This is a genomic window from Flavobacterium gilvum (assembly GCF_001761465.1).
GTDB classification, from domain to species: Bacteria; Bacteroidota; Bacteroidia; order Flavobacteriales; family Flavobacteriaceae; genus Flavobacterium; species Flavobacterium gilvum.
Genome location: NZ_CP017479.1, coordinates 4023878 through 4045357 on the forward strand (window position 1 = coordinate 4023878; position 21480 = coordinate 4045357).

Consider the following 21480-nt stretch of genomic DNA (forward strand, 5'->3'; position numbering starts at 1 on the left):
TCATGTTTAATCCAATATGTTAAATTTATGAAAAAAATTAAAGCAATTCCCTATTATACTACTTTATTTTCGATGAGTAATAGTTACTCATCACCGTTACAAAACTTACTATCGTAATGGTACTCAACGGCATAATGATTGCAGCTACCAACGGTAGAAGATTTCCGGTAACAGCAAAAGACAATCCAACAACATTGTACAAAAGAGATAAAACAAAACTCATTTTGATTGTAGTAATAGATTTTTTGGATAATTTTAAAAAATAATGAAGTCTTTTAAATTCTTTTGCATCCAAAATAGCATCGCAGGCAGGAGAAAAAACATTTACGTTTTCGGATATTGAAACACCTACATTACTCTGAGCCAAAGCCCCGGCATCATTAAGACCATCACCTACCATCATTACATTTTTGCCCTGCTCCTGCAAGGATTTTATGAATTGTAATTTTTGTTCCGGTTTTTGATTAAAAACCATTTCGGTTCCTTTGGGCAAAATTGATTCTAGCACGCTTCGTTCTCCTTCGTTGTCACCAGACAAAACTTTGAGCTCATATTGCAAACTCATTTTACCAAACAATTCAGACAAACCTTCTCGGTATTGATTATTGAATATATATTTCCCAAAGTATTCGTTGGCTATTTTAACAAGGACAGCGGTTTGCTGGATTTCGTTTTCTCCTCTTTGATTAATAAAATAGGCAGAACCCATTTGTATCTCAATCCCATCAACCACAGCCTGAATTCCTTTTCCGGTTACCTCTTCGAATGAGTCCAATTTTAATCTTTTGGTTTCTGGAAGAAAATCATATAACATCCTACTCAAAGGATGATTTGATGCTCGAAGTACACTTTTCAGTATTGTCAAATTGGATTCGTCAATACTTTTTCCTTCATAAAAAATATTCGATTTGGAATTGGTAGTTATCGTTCCGGTTTTATCAAAAACAACCGTATCTACTTTTGCCAATTGTTCAATCACCAAGGCATTTTTTAGATAAAAATGTTTATTGCCAAAAATCCGAAGCATATTTCCCATCGTAAAAGGTGCAGTCAACGCCAATGCACAAGGACAAGCAACAATCAACACTGCAGTAAAAACATTGAAAGCGGTATTGGCATCAAAAAATATCCAATAGCCAAATCCTACAAAGGCAATCATCAAAAGAATTGGCGTAAAATAACGGCTAATCCTGTCGGTGATTGTTTTGTGTTTTTGCTCAAACCTTTTCTGAAAAACATCATTACTCCATAATTGAGTCAGATAACTTTGGGAAACCGAATGCAAAACTTCCATTTCAACAACTTTCCCTATCTGTTTTCCTCCGGCAAAAACCTTATCTCCAGATTTTTTTGTAATTGGAACAGCTTCTCCGGTTACAAAACTATAATCAATTTCGGCTTTATCAGATATCAAAATACCATCAACCGGAATCAGTTCTTGGTTACGAATCAATAATCGGTCGCCTTTTTCAATTTCATAAACAGGAATACTTTCCTCGGTGAAATCAGTATTTATTTTTGTTATAGCTATTGGAAAATAAGATTTAAAATCCCTTTCGAAACTTAAGAAACTATAAGTCTTAATCTGAAACATTTTTCCCAATAACATAAAAAATATTAAACCTGTCAGGCTGTCAAAAAAGCCTGAACCATAATCCATTATAATATCAAATGTGCTTCGAACAAACATCACGACAATTCCCAATGCTATAGGAATGTCTATATTAAGCATTTTGGATTTTATGCTTTTGATGGCCGAAACATAATACCCACTCGCCGAATACAAAAAAGAAGGCAAAGACAATGCAAAAATCAATCCCCGGAAAAAAGGACGATAATTATCCAGCCAATATTCTTTTACTTCGAAATATTCAGGGAAAGAAAGCAGCATTATATTTCCAAAACAAAAGAAGGCAACTCCCAATTTATAAGTCAAACTTCTGTCAATATTGCTTTTTCCTGTTTCGTAATTTTCTAGGCTGATATAGGGTTCATAGCCGATGGAACTCAACAAATGAACAATACTTTTTAGAGAAACAATTTCAGAATTGAAATTAATTCGCACTTTCTTTTCGGGAAAATTAACCTGAGAAATAGTAATACCTTTTTGAAGTTTCTGTAAATTTTCAAGAATCCAAATACAGGAACTGCAATGAATATGAGGTATGCTCAAGGAAACAATCGCAGTGCTGTCTTCCTGGAATTCCAATAATTTTGAAACAATACTTTCGTTGTCTAGAAAATCATATTTCCCATTAATATCTTGTGGAGTTGCGCCTGGCGATTTTTCGAAATCATAATAACAGGTCAAATCATTCAAACTAAAAATTTCGTAAACGGTTTTACATCCATTGCAGCAAAACTCCTTTTTATCAAAGACAATTTTGTCTTCTATTTCTATATTTAAACCACAATGAAAACAATTCTTATTTTCCATAAACGAAAGGGGGTAAATTTTTATTAAAACGAACAAAATTCACAAATTGATTGTGTCCCAACAATGATATTTATCATATAAATGTATAACTTTGTACCCGAAAATACAATTTCGTTATGAGTAAATGTGAACAATGTATAGTGAGAGAATTTAGCTCTTTGAAAGCACTAAGTAAAGACGAACTTATAAGAATTTCAGAATGCAAAACCTCCCGAACCATCAAAAAGGGAGAAACTATATTTGAAGAAGGTGAAAATGTCAACGGTATTTTTTGTGTAAAAGACGGTATTTGCAAATTGACCAAATTAAGTCCAAACGGAAAAGACCAAATCGTAAAATTGATTGCTAAAGGTGAGCTATTGGGTCAGCGCTCGATGATAAGTGACGAGCCTGCGAATTTGAGTGCCATAGCATTAGAGGATATGCAAGTTTGTTTTATTCCTAAAAATGAAATTTTAGGATTCTTTGACAAAAACAATCAGTTTTCGATGAATGTTATGAAATCGATTTGTGGAGATTTGAGAACTGCGGATGACCACATGGTCAATATGGCTCAAAAATCTGTAAAAGAAAGATTGGCTGAAACGTTGGTTTACTTGCATGAAACTTTTGGAACAAATACCGACAAAACCTTAAAAGTACAGCTATCAAGAGACGAATTGGCTAGTATGATTGGAACAGCTACCGAAAGCTGTATCCGATTATTGTCCGATTTTAACAAAATGGAACTAATCGAATTAGTTGGTAAAAAAATTGTTCTGAAAGACCTTCCAAAACTTAAAAAACTAGCTGAGTAAGATTAATTACCATATATTTTTTATTTCTTACCATGTGATTTTTTTACCATATAAGGTATTTAAGATCATATAAGTTTTACTCTTGCGACCTTTAAAATGCCTAATAAATTTGAAAAAAAATATAATTCTTGTCTGCAATCTGAAATCTAAAGTTTCTTAGCTTCATTCCAAAAAACGTCCATTTCGGCAAGTGTCATATCCATTAATGGTTTTCCAAGTTCATCGGCTTTGCTTTCAAGGTATTGAAAACGCTTGATGAATTTTTTATTAGTTCGTTCCAAAGCATCTTCGGGATTAACATTCAGGAAACGGGCGTAATTAATCATAGAAAACAAAACATCTCCAAACTCAGATTCTATTTTATCCTGATTACCAGATTCAACCTCAACTTGTAATTCCTGCAATTCTTCCTGCACTTTGTCCCAAACCTGATGCGGTTCTTCCCAATCAAACCCTACTCCTTTTACTTTATCCTGTATTCTGCTAGCTTTTACAAGTGCCGGCAAACTCCTTGGAACACCCTCAAGGACTGATTTATTACCTTCTTTTAGTTTCAGTTTTTCCCAATTCTGTTTTACCTCTTCTTCATCTTTAACAACAACATCGCTGTAAATATGCGGATGTCTATGAATCAGTTTTTCGCAAATGTCATTACACACATCAGCCATGTCAAAATCATTGGTTTCACTACCTATTTTGGCATAAAAAACAATATGCAACAACAAATCCCCGAGTTCTTTTTTTACTTCATTTAAATCATTATCCAAAATCGCATCACCCAATTCATAGGTTTCCTCAATAGTCAAATGACGAAGTGTTTGTATGGTTTGCTTTGTGTCCCAAGGACATTTTTCACGCAAATCGTCCATGATGTTCAACAATCGTTCAAAGGCCTGGAGTTGTTTTTGCTTAGCGCTCATTGTGTATTGTTTTTTGGTAAAAATAAGAAATCCTGTCAGGAAAACATCTTGACAGGATTAGTTTTTAGTAATTAGTCCTTAGTAACAAGTAATTAGCTATCAATCGAACAACAAAGCTAATTACTAAAGACTAATTACTAATCACTCTATTTACTCTTTCTTCGCTTTTGCTTTTTTAGCTGGAGCTTTTGCTTTTTCAGCAACAACTTCTTCTGTGGTAGGAGTAGTATCTTCTTCTGCAACTGCTGGAGCATCAGCCACTAGCAAGCCTTTTTCCTGAAGCGTGTTATACCAACTAACGATTTTCTTCACATCAGAAGCATAAACTCTTTCTTCATCGTATTCTGGCAACACTTCTCTGAAATAAGACAATAAAGTTGCATTGTCTTCTTTATGAGAAATAGTTTGCCCGTTATTTTCTCTTTTGGCAATGTTTTGCATGATTTCTGCCAAAGGTTTTTCACTTTCGTAAGTATAAATAGAAATTTCAGACAACAAACTTACATTGCTTTTCAAACTTACTGTAATTTTTTTCCCATCCAATAATGATTCAGCTACAAAACCTGTACGCGTTTGCACTTTTAAAACATATAATCCTGGTTTTCCTGAAATCGATAATATTTTCTCTAAACTCATTTTTATTTTTTTTATTTATTCTTTACTAAAATCTGAATACTAATCCCCGATAGCTTTCGGGGGCCAACTGCTTATTTAAAATCTACCTTCCTTTTTTGGCAAAAAACTTCATTCTATAATCCTGAAACGTTTTCCCTTCACTGATGTTTTTTAATTTTTTTTGAATCAAACGTTTTTTTAAAGAAGATATTTTGTCAGTAAATAATATCCCTTCAATATGGTCGTATTCGTGCTGAATCACTCTAGCAATCAAACCATCAAAAACCTCAGTTTTCATAACAAAATCTTCTTCGCAATATTCAATTGTAACTGTTGGTTTTCGGTACACATCTTCACGTACATCAGGAATACTTAAACAGCCTTCGTTAAAAGCCCATTCTTCACCTTCTTCTTTTATTATTTTGGCATTGATAAAAGTTTTTTTGAAACCTTTCAATTTATTTTGTTCATTGTCCTCCAAATCCTCATCATCACTAAACGGAGTGGTATCAATAACAAATAATCGCACTGATAAACCTACTTGCTCAGCAGCAAGACCAACACCACTTGCATTGTACATGGTTTCATACATGTTTGCAATAATTTCTTTCAAATTTGGATAATCCGGAGTAAGTTCCTCCCCTATTTTTCTTAAAACAGGATCACCATATCCTATAATTGGTAATATCATTTGACTTTTATTTATTATTAATGGGCTTAAATAAAGGAAAAATTTCCACTTATTTAGGATCGCAAAAGTAGTAAAAAAATAGATAACGATTAATTTCTGCCGAAAAAGTATTCTATTTTTGACCATACAAAACCTCGATTTCTTTATAAATTGAGATAAAACATGAACTAGATAGTATTTTCTGAAAAAAAATTAACATAATTTAGTAAATTAGTTCTCAAAAAGGCTTTACAAATCGCCACAATCCTTATATCTCTTATCTTTGCATCAAATCAAAATTCATGATTAGTAAAATAGAAAAATTCACGGTTAGCACCTATTTCACCAATGGTCTTAAAGCAACATTATCGGCAGTTTTGCCTGTTTTAATACTCAGTTATTTAGGATATTTTGATATGGGTTTTGCCATGGCACTTGGTGTTTTACTTACTTATCCAAGTGATATTCCAAGCAGCTTGCAGCACAAAATCAACGGATTAATCGTAACGGCTTTTCTCGTTGCGGGAGTAAATCTGGCAATCAATTTAACGTATCCTTATCCTGTAATTTTTTATCCGTTTTTCTGTTTACTGGTATTTATTTTGGCCATGATTTCGGTATATGGACAAAGAGCTACTTTTACCTCATTTTCTGCTCTGTTAACCATATCATTGTCACTTTCCCATATGTATACCGGATGGCAAATGCTGCAACATTCTGCATTAATACTTGCCGGAGGATTATTTTACACCATTATTTCATTACTATTTCACTACCTACGCCCGTATCGATATGCCGAATTGCAAGTCACCGAATGCATCAAATTGACGGCCAAATACCTGAAATTAAGAGGCAATTTATGGAACAGTATTGCCGACAGAAAAGTGATACTCGAAAAACAATTGCATTTGCAGGTCGAACTCAATGATATTCACCATAACATTCGGAGAGTTCTTATTGGAAAACAAATCAACTCTGTTTCTTCCAACCAAAATCGAAAAATGCTTTTAGTATTTATTTCTTTGGTTGAAATACTGGAACTAGCATTATCAACTTCTTTTGACCATAATAAATTACATCAAAAATTTGAAAAACACCCCAAAGTTTTAAGCACGTATCAAAACCTTGCTTACAACCTTGCATCGACTTTAAAACGACTATCCAAAAATATCGAGAACAGAACCAAATATATTCCAAAACACTTCTTGTTCAAAGACCTTCAGGCACTGGAACTTGCCATTGAAGAATATGAAAAGGAACTAGGAAAAACCGAAGCTTCTGAAGGGGTTTTTATGCTAAAGACCATGCTTGAATATGCCGAAAAACAAGTTGAGAAAATCAAAATTGTAGAACGTGCCTTCACAGTTGTAACCAACAATTATGACTTTAAAGGAAAAGATAAAGATTTAGAAAAATTCCTGACTCCGCAATATTATCCGATTAGTACATTTATAGAAAACCTTAGTTTTTCGTCAACTCTTTTCAGACATTCGTTACGATTAACAACGACTTTGGCAATAGGATACGCCATAGGACTCTTTCTTCCTTTTCAAAATGTTTACTGGATTCTCATGACCATTATCATCATCATGAGACCAGGCTACGGATTAACAAAACAACGCTCAATAGAAAGAGCCATCGGAACCATAATTGGAGGAATCATTGCCTTCAGCATATTATTGGGTATTCGTGATCATTACACTTTGAGTGTTTTAGCGATAATATGTATGCTCTTGGGTTTTGTTTTCAATCAAATAAAATACACTGTAAGCGCTGCATTTGTTACAATGTATATCGTGTTTTTATATGGTATATTAACGCCTAACGTTGTTAATGTTATCCAATTTAGAGTAATAGACACCTTAACCGCAGCGCTACTTGCCTACCTCGCCAATCATTTCCTTTGGCCTTCGTGGGAATATACTAAAGCTCCCGAATATCTGGAAAAATCGATTTTTGCCAATAGGGAATATCTCAAAGAAATATTTGATTTCTACACCAAAAAAGGAGATGTCACCACTTCATACCGTTTGGCCAGAAAAAATGCATTTATTGAAATTGGAAATCTTATGGCTTCGTTCCAAAGAATTTCACAAGAGCCAAAATCTAAACAGAAAAACAGGCTCATTGTGTACAAACTGACAGAACTCAACCATTCTTTGCTTTCGTCCATAGCTTCGTTGGGAACCTATACGCAATCACACAAAACAACACCTTCTTCCAAAGCACTTACAATTGTTGTCGAAAAAGTACTCAAAAATCTGGAGCAAGCTATCGCTATTTTAAAAGAAGAAAAGATTGAGAACAAAAACGAAATTACCAACGAAGAATTGGCCAACCGATTTACCGAATTGAAAAACATTCGTCAAAAAGAAATAAAAGAAGGAATTCCAATCGACGAAGAAGCCTTTGCTATAAAAATGCAGGAAGCACAGCTGGTTATCGAACAATTAGTATGGTTAACTAATTTATCCGAGAATATTTTGAAAACAACCAAAACATTAATGGAAGAATAAGACAAAAAAAAAAGCAGCCACATTTTTCAAATGAAAACTGTGGCTGCAAAAAAAAAAAAAATCTATTCATTAAGTTTTAAAACATCAGAAGTATTTTTTCTGATTTCTGCCAATAACTCAGGCTTGTCATTTAAGGTTTGTCCAAAAGATGGAATCATTGTCTTGAATTTTTCACGCCATTCGGTTGTTTGGCTCTTTTCTTTAAAGCATTTATCAACCAGTTCCAGCATTATTGAAACCGCAGTTGAAGCTCCTGGTGAAGCCCCCAATAAAACTGCCAAAGTACCATCAGCAGTGGTAATCATTTCGGTTCCAAATTCAAGTACCCCGCCTTCTTTTTCATCTCTCTTGATTACCTGCACCCTTTGACCGGCACGTTCCAAAACCCAGTCTTTTGCGGCAGCCTTGGGAACGTATTCTTTCAAGGCTTTTATTCTATCTGCTGGTGATTGACGCACTTGCTCAATCAAATATTTTGTAAGAGGCAGGTTTTTGTACCCAGCAGCAATCATCGGAATTACATTGTTTGTTTTTATTGACAAAGGCAAATCAGAATACTTTCCATTTTTTAAGAAACGAGTTGAAAACCCTGCAAATGGTCCAAAAAGCAATGCTTTTTCACCGTTAATCATTCTCGAATCAATATGAGGAACAGACATGGGAGGAGCTCCAACACTTGCTTTACCGTATACTTTAGCCTCGTGCCTAGCAATAACTTCGGGATTGGTACATTTCAGCCATTGACCACTTACAGGAAAACCGCCATATCCATTTCCTTCAGGCACATTTGCTTTTTCAAGTAATGGCAACGAACCTCCTCCTGCACCTATAAACACAAATTTAGTATACGATTTTCTCTTTTGTCCGCTTTCCAAATCTTTGATTTTGATTCTCCAAGATCCATCTTCACGTTGTCTCAACTTTTTAACCTCATGATTAAAAAACATTGAAACCCCATCCATTTTGGACAAATGATTGAACATCGATCTGGTAAGTTCACCAAAATTCACGTCGGTACCAATTTTCATTGTTGTTCCCGCGTATTTACCCGTTTCTTTTCTGGATTCCATAACCAACGGCATCCACTCTTTCAATTTAGAAAAATCAGTAGTAAACTCCATGTCCTTAAACAGCGCATTAGGCTGTAAGGCCTCAAATCTCTTTTTAAGATAAAGGACGTTTTTATCCCCCCAAACAAAACTCATATGTGGTACACTTTTGATAAAACTTTCTGGAGATTCTATATAGTTTTGTTGCACCAAATAAGCCCAAAACTGTCTGGAAACCTCAAAAGATTCGGCTATACTAATGGCTTTTTTAGGATCGATTTTGCCGTTTTTCTCAGGAGTATAATTGAGTTCACAAAAAGCGGAATGTCCCGTACCCGCATTATTCCAAGCATCGGAACTTTCGGCGGCAGCCACATCTAATCTTTCGTAAATTTCTATTTTAATGTCGGGTTGTAATTCTTTAAGAATCATCCCCAAAGTGGCGCTCATTATACCCGCACCGATAAGTACTACTTCACTATTTGAACGAATTGTTGAATCTGGCATTTTCAATGAAATTTAAAAAAGCGCAAAATTAGCTCTAAAAACCTCAATAAAAAACATTTTTTAAGTTATAAATCACCTATAAAAAACAATCGTTTGTTAAAAAATACACTATTTACGATTTAAATAATCCTGAAGCATGATTGTTGCCGAAATCTCATCGATAAGTGCTTTATTCTGACGTTGCTTTTTATTGAGTCCACTGTCAATCATTGTTTGGAATGCCATCTTGGAAGTAAAACGCTCATCTACCCGGATCACTTTCATATCCGGAAAATGATTTGTAAAATGAGTCACAAATCCTTTTATTATTGATGCGCTTTGAGAAGGTTCGCCATTCATTTGCTTGGGTTCGCCAATGAGAACCGCTTCTACTTTTTCTTTGGCAAAATAATCTTTTAAAAAATCAATTGCTGTTGCAGAAGGAATTGTTGTCAATCCCGAAGCAATTATTTGTAATTCATCTGTAACGGCAATTCCGGTTCTTTTTTGACCGTAATCTATGGAGAGTATTCTTGGCATTTTTATAAAGATTCTTTGTGTTTTGTGAAACCGAATATATAAAAACAGAAACTAATTATTTAATTCTCATACTTCGAAATTGTTTCTTCTAGTATTGAGTCTACTTCTTCTAAAGTATAAAATTTTGCAGTTCCATTATGAATTTTATCTGTGCGGCTTTGTAATTTTCGCTTATCGTCTTCAAAAGTGGAATCCTCCTGAACAATTTTTAATTCATCAGAAGAAAAAGAACTTAATAATTCCAAAATTTTGGCTTTTATGCTGGACTCAAATTCTAATCGGATAGTTTCCATAATGCTTTTATTTGAACTACAAATATATAACATTTTCACCTCATTTCTCTTTTTTGCTATCATCTAAAAATGGTATATTTGCCGAAAAATTTTAATAAAATGAACGAATTACAATCTATAATAGAACAAGCTTGGGAAAACCGCGCTTTACTGCAAGAAACAAAAACTACTGATGCCATCAGAGAAGTTATCGCATTATTAGACTCAGGAAAATTACGTGTTGCCGAACCAAAAGGAGACGGATGGCAAGTAAACGAATGGGTAAAAAAAGCGGTTGTAATGTATTTCCCTATTCAAAAAATGGAAACATTGGAAGCTGGAATTTTTGAATACAACGACAAAATGTTGTTGAAAAGAGACTATGCCGAAAAAGGAGTTCGTGTCGTTCCTGGTGCTTCTGCACGTTATGGAGCTTACATTTCAAGCGGTGTTATCATGATGCCAAGTTACGTAAACATTGGTGCTTATGTTGATGCTGGAACTATGGTGGATACTTGGGCAACTGTGGGTAGCTGTGCTCAAATTGGTAAAGATGTACACTTGAGCGGAGGTGTTGGAATTGGTGGTGTTTTAGAGCCACTACAAGCCGCTCCAGTTATCATTGAAGATGGTGCATTTGTTGGATCAAGATGTATCGTTGTTGAAGGTGTACACGTAGGTAAAGAAGCTGTTCTTGGTGCCAACGTTTGTTTGACTGCCTCTACAAAAATTATTGATGTAACTGGCGAAACTCCTGTAGAAATGAAAGGATTTGTTCCTGCTCGTTCTGTGGTAATTCCTGGAAGTTATACCAAAAAATTTGCAGCTGGGGAATATCAAGTCCCTTGTGCATTAATTATCGGAACTCGTAAACCTTCAACTGATTTAAAAACATCTTTGAACAACGCATTGCGCGAATATGATGTAGCGGTTTAAAATTTAAACTCCTATATTAAAAATTCCAAATTCCAATTAATGTTTCAATTGGAATTTGGAATTTTTTATTAAATCCCTTTGTTGACATCATTTTCGGTTTCCATTCTGAATTTTTATGAGCCTATAATATTTTTCATAAGAAAAGAAGCTTTGAATAATCGAAATCGTAAGACCATCTAACCCATTCAAAAAACCTTTTTTAAAAAAATAACATCGTATAAATGCAACTGTTCCGTTTAAAAAGGGCTTAAAAACAGACACTCTGTACCCTTGATCAAAAAGCTGTTGGGCATTCCAACCTGCATATTGATTTTTTTTGGCAACAATTTGCTGCAACGAATCCCAACCATAATGCAATATATGAACAGAAACTTTCTTTTCATTGCTTGCTACAATAGTCTGATGCACTCTTGAATCTGAAGGTCTAGCTGTTTTTTTATTAAAAAAACGAACTTTATGGTCAGGGTACCAACCTGCGAAATCTATCAATTTGTCATCCAAAAAGTTTTTTACCCTAAAACTAAAAGCATCATAATTGCCTTTCAAATAGTTTCCTTTTAGGATAAAATCTTCAGCATCAGAATCTAAAAACTCATCGGCATCCAAGTTAAGAATCCAATCGTTTTTACAATATGGCAACCCATGAGAGCGCTGCGGACCATCTCCTAGAAAAGGTTGTTCAATAACAATTCCCCCTTTCTCTTTTGCTATTTCTACCGTTCTATCTTTACTCAAAGAATCAATAATGATTACTTCATCACAAACTTTAAAAAGCGCATCTATGCACTTTCCAATCATTTTTTCTTCATTAAAAGTAATTACCAAACCACTTATTGCCATATACTTTTGTTCTGTTTAGATATATTATAAAACTGAAAAACTATTCTTTTGTCACTGATACCATAATGCCTGATTGCTCAAATACGCTTCAATAATCTCATCATGATCATCGATTTGGCCTCTTATCTATATCAAACAGAAAAAAACATCTATTATTTTAGACTCAAATACTTTCCTTAAGTTTAATCCTATATTTTTTTTAACAAATACTTAACAAATATTCATTGAAAAAATAAACGAAATTTTATCCAAGAAAAAAGTTTCCTTACTCACCCCTAATGGTTTAACATTACTATTCAACACTAATTTCATCAACAAATAAAAAAGCCAAATCCCAATTGAAACAACAGGGATTTGGCTTTTTGGCAACTATTTTATTCGACCAAAATAGTGGTCAATAAAACCTAAATTTATTTTTTATTTTTAATCTGGAGTTTAATAAGTTTAGCATATTTTAAATAGGAAAAGAAAGCCTGAACCATCGAAATGGTCAACCCGTCAAGTCCATTGAGAAAACCTTTTTTGAAAAAATAACATCGTATAAATGCAACTGATCCATTAAGCATCGGTTTATAACCCGAAACCCTGATACCGTCGTCATAAAGTTGTTGTGCAGCCCATGTAGAGTACAAATTCTTCTTGGCAATAAATTGATTCAAATCTTTCCATGCATAATGATGAATATGAACATTTGACTCTATTTTCTTAAGTCCGGAAACTTTTTGATGCACCATATCTTTTGATGGAGATGCTGTTTTTTTATTAAAAAAACGCGACGTTCTATCAGGATACCAACCAGAAAAATTGATTAGTTTATCATCCATATAATTATACAATCGGAAAGCATAGACATCATAATCATCCTTTTCATATTTTCCTGACAAAATAAATTCCTCGGCGTCTGTTGCCAAAATCTCGTCGGCATCTAGGTTTAGAATCCAATCATTTTTACAATAATCAAGTCCAAAAATTCTTTGGGGACCATCGCCCAAAAAAGCTTGCGAAATAACTTTGGCTCCTTTACTTTCGGCTATCTGGACGGTATTATCAGCACTTAGTGAATCAATTATGATTACCTCATCGCACACTTTATAGAGAGCATCAATACATTTTCCTATATGCTTTTCTTCATTATAGGTTATCACCAATCCACTAATTTTCATAATCTCTTTTAAAATAATTTAAGTTTGCCAATTTTTAATTTTAATCTAAATCTTAATAGATTGTCTTCGCCTTTTATGTCTATTCGTTTCACTAAATACCTGTCTTTAAACGGAAAACGATTGACTCTATTGCCTATTCTCAGCCCAAAAATTATACCGTTCTCGGATAATATTTTTTCAAAAATGCCAAATTCATAACTTTTTTTGGGATAGTTCCCAAAAGGGTAAGCTAAAACAGGTTTAATTTTAAGTCCGTTATTTTTTATAAAAAAATTACTTTTCTCAAAATCACTCAATATTTCTTCTTTGGACATTGTTGCATATCTCTTATGTTCAAAAGAATGATATCCTAACTCTATCAGATTGCTATCCAGCCCTTTCAACTGTTCAACACTCATTATCTTCTCCTTTCCCTCAATCCAATAATCGTAATTTCCTACATAAGAAAATGGAACAAAAAAAGATGCTTTTAATTGATATTTTTCAAGTAATGGGACGGCAAAAATAAGTTGATTTTCAGTAACATCGTCAAAGGTAATAATAACGCTTTTTTTAGGCAAAAAATTACGACTTCCCAATTCATCAAAATGAAATGTCTGATAGCCATTGTCATGCAAAAACTTAAAATGAGATTCAAGTTTTTCGGTAGAAACAGTTAAATCTTTGGATTTTAAAACATCATCTGTAACATTGTGGTACATTAAGATTGGCAACTTCGACATTAATTTTTTTTTTTGTAATATTGATGACTTTTCAAATTTAACTTTTTTATTTATAAATAGCCCATACAATAATGAGAATTTTAGTCATTCAACAAAAAAGGATTGGTGACGTACTTACAAGTACGATAATATGTAATAATTTAAAAAAACAATATCCAGATGCTACAATTGATTACATGTGTTATACCAATAGTCTTGATGTACTAATAGGAAATCAGAATATTGACAACGTAATACCTCTTCCTCATAAAGTAAGAAAAAATTATTTCTCGTTATTTAAGTTTATTTTTGAGATTCGAGCAAAAAAATATGACGTTGTCATTGATGTTTACAACAAACTGGAAACCAATCTAATTACGATGTTTACCGGTGCCAAAATTAAAATTGGCTACCATAAATGGTACACAACTGTTTTCTATACTCATAATTTAAAACGTTTTGACAATAATGAAAAACCAAAATATGGTTTTGCCATTGATAACAGACTTTTGCTTCTGGAACCGTTAAAACTGGATAAAAACAAAATAGATCCATATCCTAAACTATTTGTGAGCCCAAAAGAAAAAGAAGAAACGATTTCACTTTTTGAAAAACACAAAATTGACAGAACCAAAACAACAATAATGATAAGTTTGCTTGGCAGCGAAAAAAACAAAACTTATCCATTGGAATATATGACCAAAATTGTAGAATATGTTGCAAATCATAAAGATGTAACAATTCTTTTTAATTATTTTGACAGTCAAATTGAAGATGCCAAAACGATATATAATTCCTGTTCCAAAGAGACTCAGGAAAAAATACGTTTCGATTTGTTTGGTAAAGATTTAAGGTCATTTGTAGCCATAATGAACGAATGCGATTTGATTATTGGCAATGACGGAGGAGCTATCAATATGGCAAAAGCGCTGAACAAACCTGCTTTCACAATTTTTTCACCATTTGTGGAAAAAAATATCTGGGCAACATTTGAAGATGGTTCAAAAAATATATCCGTTCACCTAAAAGACTTCAGGCCTGATTTATTTACGGATATTGACCATAAAGAGATAAAGAAAAACCACACTTCGTTGTACCAACTACTCACACCTGAACTTTTTAAAGATAAAATCGATTTTTTTATAACCAACAATTCATAATACCGCTTACTTTTTATTTTATAAAAATCAAATCCGTCAAAAACCTATCCAATCGTATTAATGGATGTTTCTATTATTATAGTCAATTACCGAAGTTGGAAACCATTACTTAATTGTCTGGAATCGATACTTTGCACAAATAAAACAAACATCCGTTTTGAAGTAATCATAGTTGACAATTTCTCGAATGATGGACAATTTGATTTCTTTCAAAATAAATTTAAGGATTTTATTTTCATCAAAAACAATAGTAATTTGGGTTTTGCCAATGGGTGTAATCTGGGCGCAAGACAGGCAAAAGGGAACTATTTTCTCTTTTTGAATCCCGACACCAAGATTTCGGCCAACACACTTGAAACTCTTTTTTTTTCATACAAAAAACATTCAGAAATAGGTATATTGTCGTGCATTCAGGTTGACAAAAACAACCGCCCTTATTACCAGAAAAATATTTTCCCATCACTGATTCTGATTTTTGGAATAAGCCGTTTTTTGTATCGAAAAACAATTAATCAATTTGATTCAAATGGGGAATTGTTTTATCCTGACTGGATTTCTGGAGCACTGATTTTCATCAGCAAAGATTGGTTTAAAGAAGTTAATGGCTGGAATGAGGACTATTGGCTTTATTTTGAAGATGTTGAAATCTGCAAAAAAATAAGTAAAAAAGGAGTAAAAATCGCAGTAACCCAAAATACCGCAGTTTTACACGAACATGGAGGCTCATCGAGAAATGATTTTGAAACAGAATATATCTGCAAAACAGAAGTTATTATTTCGAAACATATTTACATAAACAATAATTTTAATACTTTTTCTAAAGTACCGGCTCACCTATCCCTAATTGTTTTTACGCTTCTTGAAAAAAGTTTTCTGTCGCTTTTAAGTCTATTTTTGTTTTCTAATTTAAAATTAAAAGCCAATAGATACATTCTCAAAAATCTTTGCACTTATTATTTTTACGCCATAAAAAAGCAAACTTGGTTAAGTAAACAATCTTTAAATTATGACAAATAGCAATGCCTATAAATTGTCCGTATTAATCATAACTTTAAATGAAGAAAAGCATTTAAAAGCTTTGTTATCGGATTTGGATTTTGCCGATGAGATTGTGATTGTAGATTCTTTTAGCACTGATAAAACGGAAAACATTGCAAAATCATTCCACAAAGTAAGCTTTATACAGCATAAGTTTGAAAATTTTTCTGACCAAAGAAATTTTGCAATCAATCAATCAAAAAACGACTGGATTCTATTTCTGGATGCCGACGAAGTTTTGACTCCCGAATTAAAACAAGAAATAATAGAGACATTACAAAACAATCAAACCTATTCAGCTTATTTTTTTGAACGAATTTTTATGTTTGAGGATTCGGTTCTTAAATACAGTGGCAATCAAACCGATAAAATCATTAGACTTTTCAATAAAAATTTGGCTCGATACGATGAAAAAAAATTGGTTCACGAAAAACTGATTGTAAATGGTAAAATTGCCTTTTTAAAAAACAAACTCATTCACTATACTTATTTGAGTTACCAAGATTACAGGGAAAAAATTATTTTTTATGGTAAGTTAAAAGCCTTGGAAAAGTTTTCAGAAAAAACAAAACCAACAGTGTTGCATCAGTTATTCCATCCAGTTTATAATTTTCTATACAATTATTTCATCAGATTAGGGTTTCTTGATGGCAAAAAAGGCGTAATTATTTGTTACCTAAATGCCTATTCAATAGTTATTCGGTATCAGGAATTAAAAAAATTGTGGAATCAAAACAGGAGACTTATTTCTTCCAAAACTTAAGCTTTTTCTTTAATCTTTTTTTTCTGTAAAATTTTTCCTGAAAATCAGCAGTATGTTTCCAAAGTGTCTCAAAAACGAGATTTTCTGGTTCCCCCGAAAGTTTTGCGTATTCGTTGCTCATTACCACAACCATTTCTTTTACAGGAGTTAGCCTGCACAAATTTTTCATTCGCAAATCAAACGACATTTTTTCATGAAAACTCATTCGGTTCAAATCAACCAAGAAGAAATCATATTTCCCTTCAGAATTCTTTTTAATTAATGTATTCCCTGGAGAATGATCTTTGAATTCTATACCTTTTTGATGCAAAGAATAAGAAAAATGGACAAACTGGCGAAGGATATTTTCATGATCGGGATAAGAAGGTATCTCTAGCAACTCTCTATAAGTCAGGTCGCAATCTAAATGTTCGCTGGCATAGTAACTATCTTTCAACCCTATCCAATCGTAATTTTCGAGATAAGCTAAGGGTTGCGGTGTTCCAATTCCTTTTTCCAACAAAAGTGTGGCATATTCAAAAGAACGTCTGGCCTTAGATTTTCTAAAATACCTATAAGCTATCTTGTTGATTAAATTTGGAATCTTGAATGATTTTATGTTCATCGTCACCCCATCAAGATCAAACAACTTGATGATATTTCTTTTGCCATCGCCAAAGAGTTTCCCTGTAGTTTTGAAATCTGATATACAAAGTAAAATTTTATTCTCGATTGACTTAACAGAGGGAGACGTTTGATATTTCATTGAAAAAATATTAGAAAGACAAAAGTAAGAATTGCATTCTAGACTTCAAATTTTTTATGTAATTTTACCCAAATTTCGATCAATGAGTTACCCTAATTGCACTTTAGTTACCCCAACATATAATTGGCCTGAAGCATTAAACCTATTACTTCTGAGCATTTTACATCAAACTATATTACCAAATGAAGTAATTATTGCAGATGATGGTTCGACTAAAGACACAAAGGAATTAATTTCAGAATTTCAAAAAACATTTCCTGTTCCATTAATACATATCTGGCATGAAGACTTAAAAAACAGAAAGCCGGCAATTATGAATAAAGCTATCGCTGCTTCAAAATATGATTACATTATTGAAATAGATGGCGATATAATAATGAATAAACATTTTATAAAAGACCATTTGGATAATGCACAAAAAGGTCACTATCTATTTGGTTCTCGGGTTAATATTAAAAAAGGTTATTTAACAAAACTATTTTCAAAAAAGAAAATTCATTTTAATATTCACTCAAAAGGAATAAAAAAAAGAGGCAGAACTATACGATTACCTTATTTAATGCGTTTTTCAAAAAGCATCAATACACGTTCACCAAAATTGAGGGGCTGTAATATGTCGTTTTGGAAATCTGATTTCATAAAGATCAATGGATTCAACGAAAATTTGGTTGGGTGGGGAATCGATGACTCTGAAATGATTCAACGAATGCACAACATTGACATTCAAGGAAAAAGGCTCAAAAACTGTGGTGTGGTATATCATATTTATCACGTTGAACAATCTAGAAGCCAGCTTGCAATAAATGATGAAATTTTAAAACAGACTACTGAAAAGAAATTAATTTTTATCGAAAAAGGAATAAATCAATATTTATAACATGTTTGACATCGCCATAATTCTTATTAATTATAATTCAAGTAAACATACTATAAATTGTATTCGATCCATAGTAGATAATACTTCCGAAAAAATTAACTATCAAATTATCATCACTGATAATTGTTCTAGAAAGGAGGATTATTTTTCGCTAAAAACTTTTTGTGAAACAATTTCAATTCCTAATTTAAAACTCTACAGAAGTAATATTAATACTGGCTTTGGTGGAGGAAACATGAACGGAGTCCAACATTCAAATGCAAAATATTATGCATTTATCAATAATGACACTTTACTTTTAAACGATTGTTTGTCTATTCTAAAAGACACCCTAGACAATAATCCAGAAATAGGACTCGCTGGAGGGCAATCACATAAAGAGAATGGTGATTTTATGGTCTCTTTGGATCATTTTACGTCACCTTTAAAAGAGATTGCTGGCCGGGATTTTCTTGAATTCATTAACCCCAAAAAATACCCGAAAAGAAAAATAAGACATTTAACTCCGACACAAGTCAGCTTTGTACCAGGCAGTTTTATGTTCCTAAGAGCTGAGGATTTTAATAGAATCGGAGGGTTTGACACCAATATATTCCTTTATTATGAAGAAACCGATTTGTGCCTCAGATTGAAAAAAATATCCAAACATGCTTGTTTGGTTCCTGATGCAAAATTCATTCATTTACATGGTGCAAGCACAGAACAAAAATCTATTGACATAAAAAAGGAAATAAAAATATCGTTGCTATATGTAATAAGAAAACATTACGGGTTCTTTGGGCATAAAATTATTTTAGTCCATCAGATAGTAAAGTATTTTTTCAGCAGTCTTTTTAAACCAAAAAACTGGTCCCTTTTTATCTTAATACTTGGTGGTGCTCACATAAGTAAATCATTGAAATCAAAGCAAACGATAACAACTTTAGAATGAAAATAACCAAAAAAATAAAACATTATTTCACCAGAATTCGAAAAATCTATAGAATCGAAAGAGAGAATTCTGAAATAAAGTTTAAACCTTTGGAGGAATTAAATCGAGTTCCGTTATTATTTGAACCATCGGAAAAACCAAAAGTTTCTATAATAATCCCTTTTTATAATCAAGAAAATTACACTTGGAATTGTTTATTTTTTTTAAACAAATATTTGACAAATGATATCCCCTATGAAATTCTATTAATTAATGACAACAGCTCTGAAAAATGTGATTTCAATTTAATAAAAGGAATTTCAATTCATAAAAACACTGAACATTTAGGCTTTTTGAAAACCATAAATAAAGGAATTCAGTTAGCCAAAGGGGAATATATTTACACTTTAAACAACGACACTGAAGTACAAGAAAATTTCTTGACCGAATTATTTTTTGTTTTCGAAAATTTCAAAAATGTTGGGGCCGTCGGTTCCAAATTACTCAATCCAAACGGAAATCTTCTCGAAGCAGGAGCTGTTTTTAAAAAAGACTTCAATTACAAACAAATTGGTCTTTCTAAAAAAACATATTATCCCGAAGTAAATTATATTGTAAAAGTAGATTATTGCTCGGATTCCAGTTTGTTGTTTAAAAAAAATGATGACAATGGAAACATCAATTTGTTCGATGAGCAATTTTCACCAGCCTTATTTGAAGAAAAAGACTTTTGTCTCAACTTAAAACAAGTACAAAACAAAGAAATATACTACACTCCGTTTTCAAAGGTTGTACATTTTAATGACAAAACTTACAATTCATCTAAAAGCAAAGCACTTTACAAAGCCAATTTTGAAAAATTCAAAGCAAAATGGAAAAAACAGCTTAACGGAATAAAAGCCACAACTATTGAAAATAGGATTCAAGAAATTTACAATAAAAAATCTATTGTTTTCTTTAATGCAATGATTCCTGAATTTGACAGGGATTCTGGCTCCAATAGATTGAAAGAAATAATAAAGAGCTACATTGAACTTGACTTTCATGTTACCTTAATATGTCCATCTGTTTATAAAGATAATTACTACATTCCTTTTTTTCAAAAAATGGGGGTTAATGTATATTATGAGCATAAAATGTTTGCCGGTTTTAGATTTTACCTAATAAATCAAAAAATAAAAGCCTCTTTTACTTGGTTTTACGGTCCAAAACAATTTGTATCATATTATAAATCAGTAAAAAAAATAATGCCAAAAACAAAATTGATTTATGATATGGTAGATATTCACCATTTAAGATACAAAAGGGGAATTGAACTGGATCCTTTAAGAATTTCATTTAGAAAAAAGTATTTAAAATACAAGAAAATGGAATTAAAAGCCTCTGAATTAGCTAATTATGTAATCACTATTTCAAAATTTGAGGAAGATTACATGGAATCCATCTGTTCAAAAAATAAAATAATTACAATATCTAACATTCATTATCCAAAAATAAGCATTGAGGAAACCTTACCTTTTGAAGAGCGAAAAGACATGCTTTTCATTGGTTCTACGCACTCGCCAAACGTTGATGCACTGAATTACTTATATAATGAAATCATGCCTTTGGTTTGGAACGAAATTCCGGATTTAAAAGTAAATATTATTGGTACCGTAAATGAAGTTATCAAGGATATAGAACACCCTAACTTAGTTTTCTTGGGCTATGTTGAAAACATTGACGATCTCTTTATCTCAAATAAATTCATGATTGCTCCGCTAAGATATGGAGCCGGCGTGAAAGGAAAAATAGGACAATCTTTTGAATATTATTTGCCTGTCATAACCTCATCAATTGGAGCAGAAGGAATGCATTTGATACACAAAGAAAATGCTTTGATTGAAGACACAAAAGAAGGATTTGCCGAAGCTATAATTGACTTATACACCAATAAAGAATTATGGGAAAAGCTGCAAAGCAACTCTGAAGCTAGTTTATACCCTTTTTCTAGTGAAATGTTAAAGAAAACACTTCTAAAAATAAGCTCAATTAACTAGCCCCCC

Annotated in this window: 20 protein-coding genes; 9 read left to right on the forward strand and 11 right to left on the reverse strand. The window is 32.6% G+C overall.

What is annotated here, in order from left to right; all coding sequences use genetic code 11:
• Positions 1-58: 58 nt before the first annotated feature.
• Positions 59-2437, reverse strand: coding sequence for a heavy metal translocating P-type ATPase (locus EM308_RS16240; RefSeq protein WP_035640379.1), 2379 nt, complete (start codon positions 2435-2437; stop codon positions 59-61).
• Between the two features lie 116 nt (positions 2438-2553).
• On the opposite strand from EM308_RS16240, the gene EM308_RS16245 reads away from it, so the two are divergent.
• Positions 2554-3234: a Crp/Fnr family transcriptional regulator gene (locus tag EM308_RS16245; RefSeq protein ID WP_035640377.1), complete on the forward strand. Its 681-nt coding sequence runs from the start codon at positions 2554-2556 to the stop codon at positions 3232-3234.
• Positions 3235-3380: 146 nt separating this feature from the next.
• On the opposite strand, the gene mazG is transcribed toward EM308_RS16245, so the two are convergent.
• From mazG to def, 3 genes are all read right to left on the reverse strand, one after another.
• On the reverse strand, positions 3381-4154 hold the full coding sequence (gene mazG, locus EM308_RS16250; protein ID WP_035640374.1) for a nucleoside triphosphate pyrophosphohydrolase: 774 nt from the start codon (positions 4152-4154) through the stop codon (positions 3381-3383).
• 150 nt (positions 4155-4304) lie between these two features.
• Positions 4305-4790 (reverse strand): DUF5606 family protein, encoded by a 486-nt coding sequence (locus EM308_RS16255; protein WP_035640373.1) that lies wholly within the window; start codon positions 4788-4790, stop codon positions 4305-4307.
• A gap of 82 nt (positions 4791-4872) precedes the next feature.
• The gene (gene def, locus EM308_RS16260) at positions 4873-5460 is read right to left on the reverse strand and encodes a peptide deformylase (RefSeq protein ID WP_035640371.1); all 588 of its coding nucleotides are present in this window, start codon (positions 5458-5460) and stop codon (positions 4873-4875) included.
• A 281-nt stretch (positions 5461-5741) separates the two neighbouring features.
• Here def and EM308_RS16265 point away from each other — a divergent pair, with 281 nt between their 5' ends.
• Positions 5742-7955, forward strand: a complete 2214-nt coding sequence (locus tag EM308_RS16265; protein WP_035640368.1) for an FUSC family membrane protein — start codon at positions 5742-5744, stop codon at positions 7953-7955.
• A 62-nt stretch (positions 7956-8017) separates the two neighbouring features.
• On the opposite strand, the gene EM308_RS16270 is transcribed toward EM308_RS16265, so the two are convergent.
• The 3 genes from EM308_RS16270 to EM308_RS16280 form a co-directional block, all read right to left on the reverse strand.
• Positions 8018-9511 (reverse strand): malate:quinone oxidoreductase, encoded by a 1494-nt coding sequence (locus tag EM308_RS16270; RefSeq protein ID WP_035640366.1) that lies wholly within the window; start codon positions 9509-9511, stop codon positions 8018-8020.
• Between the two features lie 108 nt (positions 9512-9619).
• The gene (gene ruvX, locus EM308_RS16275; protein ID WP_035640363.1) at positions 9620-10030 is read right to left on the reverse strand and encodes a Holliday junction resolvase RuvX; all 411 of its coding nucleotides are present in this window, start codon (positions 10028-10030) and stop codon (positions 9620-9622) included.
• Positions 10031-10089: 59 nt separating this feature from the next.
• Complete coding sequence (locus EM308_RS16280; protein WP_035640418.1) at positions 10090-10323, reverse strand: hypothetical protein; 234 nt, start codon at positions 10321-10323, stop codon at positions 10090-10092.
• A gap of 99 nt (positions 10324-10422) precedes the next feature.
• On the opposite strand from EM308_RS16280, the gene EM308_RS16285 reads away from it, so the two are divergent.
• The gene (locus tag EM308_RS16285; protein WP_035640416.1) at positions 10423-11238 is read left to right on the forward strand and encodes a 2,3,4,5-tetrahydropyridine-2,6-dicarboxylate N-succinyltransferase; all 816 of its coding nucleotides are present in this window, start codon (positions 10423-10425) and stop codon (positions 11236-11238) included.
• Between the two features lie 87 nt (positions 11239-11325).
• On the opposite strand, the gene EM308_RS16290 is transcribed toward EM308_RS16285, so the two are convergent.
• The 3 genes from EM308_RS16290 to EM308_RS16300 all read right to left on the reverse strand — a co-directional run bounded on the left by EM308_RS16290 (position 11326) and on the right by EM308_RS16300 (position 13963).
• A complete protein-coding gene (locus tag EM308_RS16290; protein WP_035640360.1) occupies positions 11326-12078 on the reverse strand; it encodes a glycosyltransferase family 2 protein in 753 nt (250 codons plus the stop codon).
• A gap of 410 nt (positions 12079-12488) precedes the next feature.
• Entirely contained in the window at positions 12489-13241 is a 753-nt protein-coding gene (locus EM308_RS16295; RefSeq protein WP_035640357.1) for a glycosyltransferase family 2 protein, read from the reverse strand.
• A gap of 8 nt (positions 13242-13249) precedes the next feature.
• The gene (locus tag EM308_RS16300; RefSeq protein ID WP_035640413.1) at positions 13250-13963 is read right to left on the reverse strand and encodes a polysaccharide deacetylase family protein; all 714 of its coding nucleotides are present in this window, start codon (positions 13961-13963) and stop codon (positions 13250-13252) included.
• Positions 13964-14034: 71 nt separating this feature from the next.
• Between EM308_RS16300 and EM308_RS16305 the strand changes: the two genes are divergently transcribed.
• Genes EM308_RS16305 through EM308_RS16315 form a run of 3 tightly spaced genes read left to right on the forward strand, consistent with a single transcriptional unit; the run spans position 14035 to position 16903 of the window.
• The gene (locus EM308_RS16305) at positions 14035-15102 is read left to right on the forward strand and encodes a glycosyltransferase family 9 protein (RefSeq protein WP_035640354.1); all 1068 of its coding nucleotides are present in this window, start codon (positions 14035-14037) and stop codon (positions 15100-15102) included.
• Between the two features lie 60 nt (positions 15103-15162).
• Complete coding sequence (locus EM308_RS16310; RefSeq protein WP_051877901.1) at positions 15163-16119, forward strand: glycosyltransferase family 2 protein; 957 nt, start codon at positions 15163-15165, stop codon at positions 16117-16119.
• Positions 16109-16903 (forward strand): glycosyltransferase family 2 protein, encoded by a 795-nt coding sequence (locus EM308_RS16315; protein ID WP_035640351.1) that lies wholly within the window; start codon positions 16109-16111, stop codon positions 16901-16903. The genes EM308_RS16310 and EM308_RS16315 overlap by 11 nt, the downstream gene beginning before the upstream one ends.
• On the opposite strand, the gene EM308_RS16320 is transcribed toward EM308_RS16315, so the two are convergent.
• Positions 16884-17648 (reverse strand): hypothetical protein, encoded by a 765-nt coding sequence (locus tag EM308_RS16320; RefSeq protein WP_035640349.1) that lies wholly within the window; start codon positions 17646-17648, stop codon positions 16884-16886. The genes EM308_RS16315 and EM308_RS16320 overlap by 20 nt on opposite strands.
• A gap of 82 nt (positions 17649-17730) precedes the next feature.
• On the opposite strand from EM308_RS16320, the gene EM308_RS16325 reads away from it, so the two are divergent.
• The 3 genes from EM308_RS16325 to EM308_RS16335 are packed head-to-tail and all read left to right on the forward strand — an operon-like array spanning position 17731 to position 21474.
• Positions 17731-18525 (forward strand): glycosyltransferase family 2 protein, encoded by a 795-nt coding sequence (locus EM308_RS16325; protein ID WP_035640346.1) that lies wholly within the window; start codon positions 17731-17733, stop codon positions 18523-18525.
• Position 18526: 1 nt separating this feature from the next.
• Positions 18527-19456 carry a glycosyltransferase family 2 protein gene (locus EM308_RS16330; protein WP_035640343.1) on the forward strand — a complete coding sequence of 310 codons (930 nt, stop codon included), beginning with the start codon at positions 18527-18529 and terminating at the stop codon, positions 19454-19456.
• Entirely contained in the window at positions 19453-21474 is a 2022-nt protein-coding gene (locus tag EM308_RS16335; protein WP_035640341.1) for a glycosyltransferase, read from the forward strand. Before EM308_RS16330 ends, EM308_RS16335 begins: the two co-directional genes overlap by 4 nt.
• Positions 21475-21480: the final 6 nt, after the last annotated feature.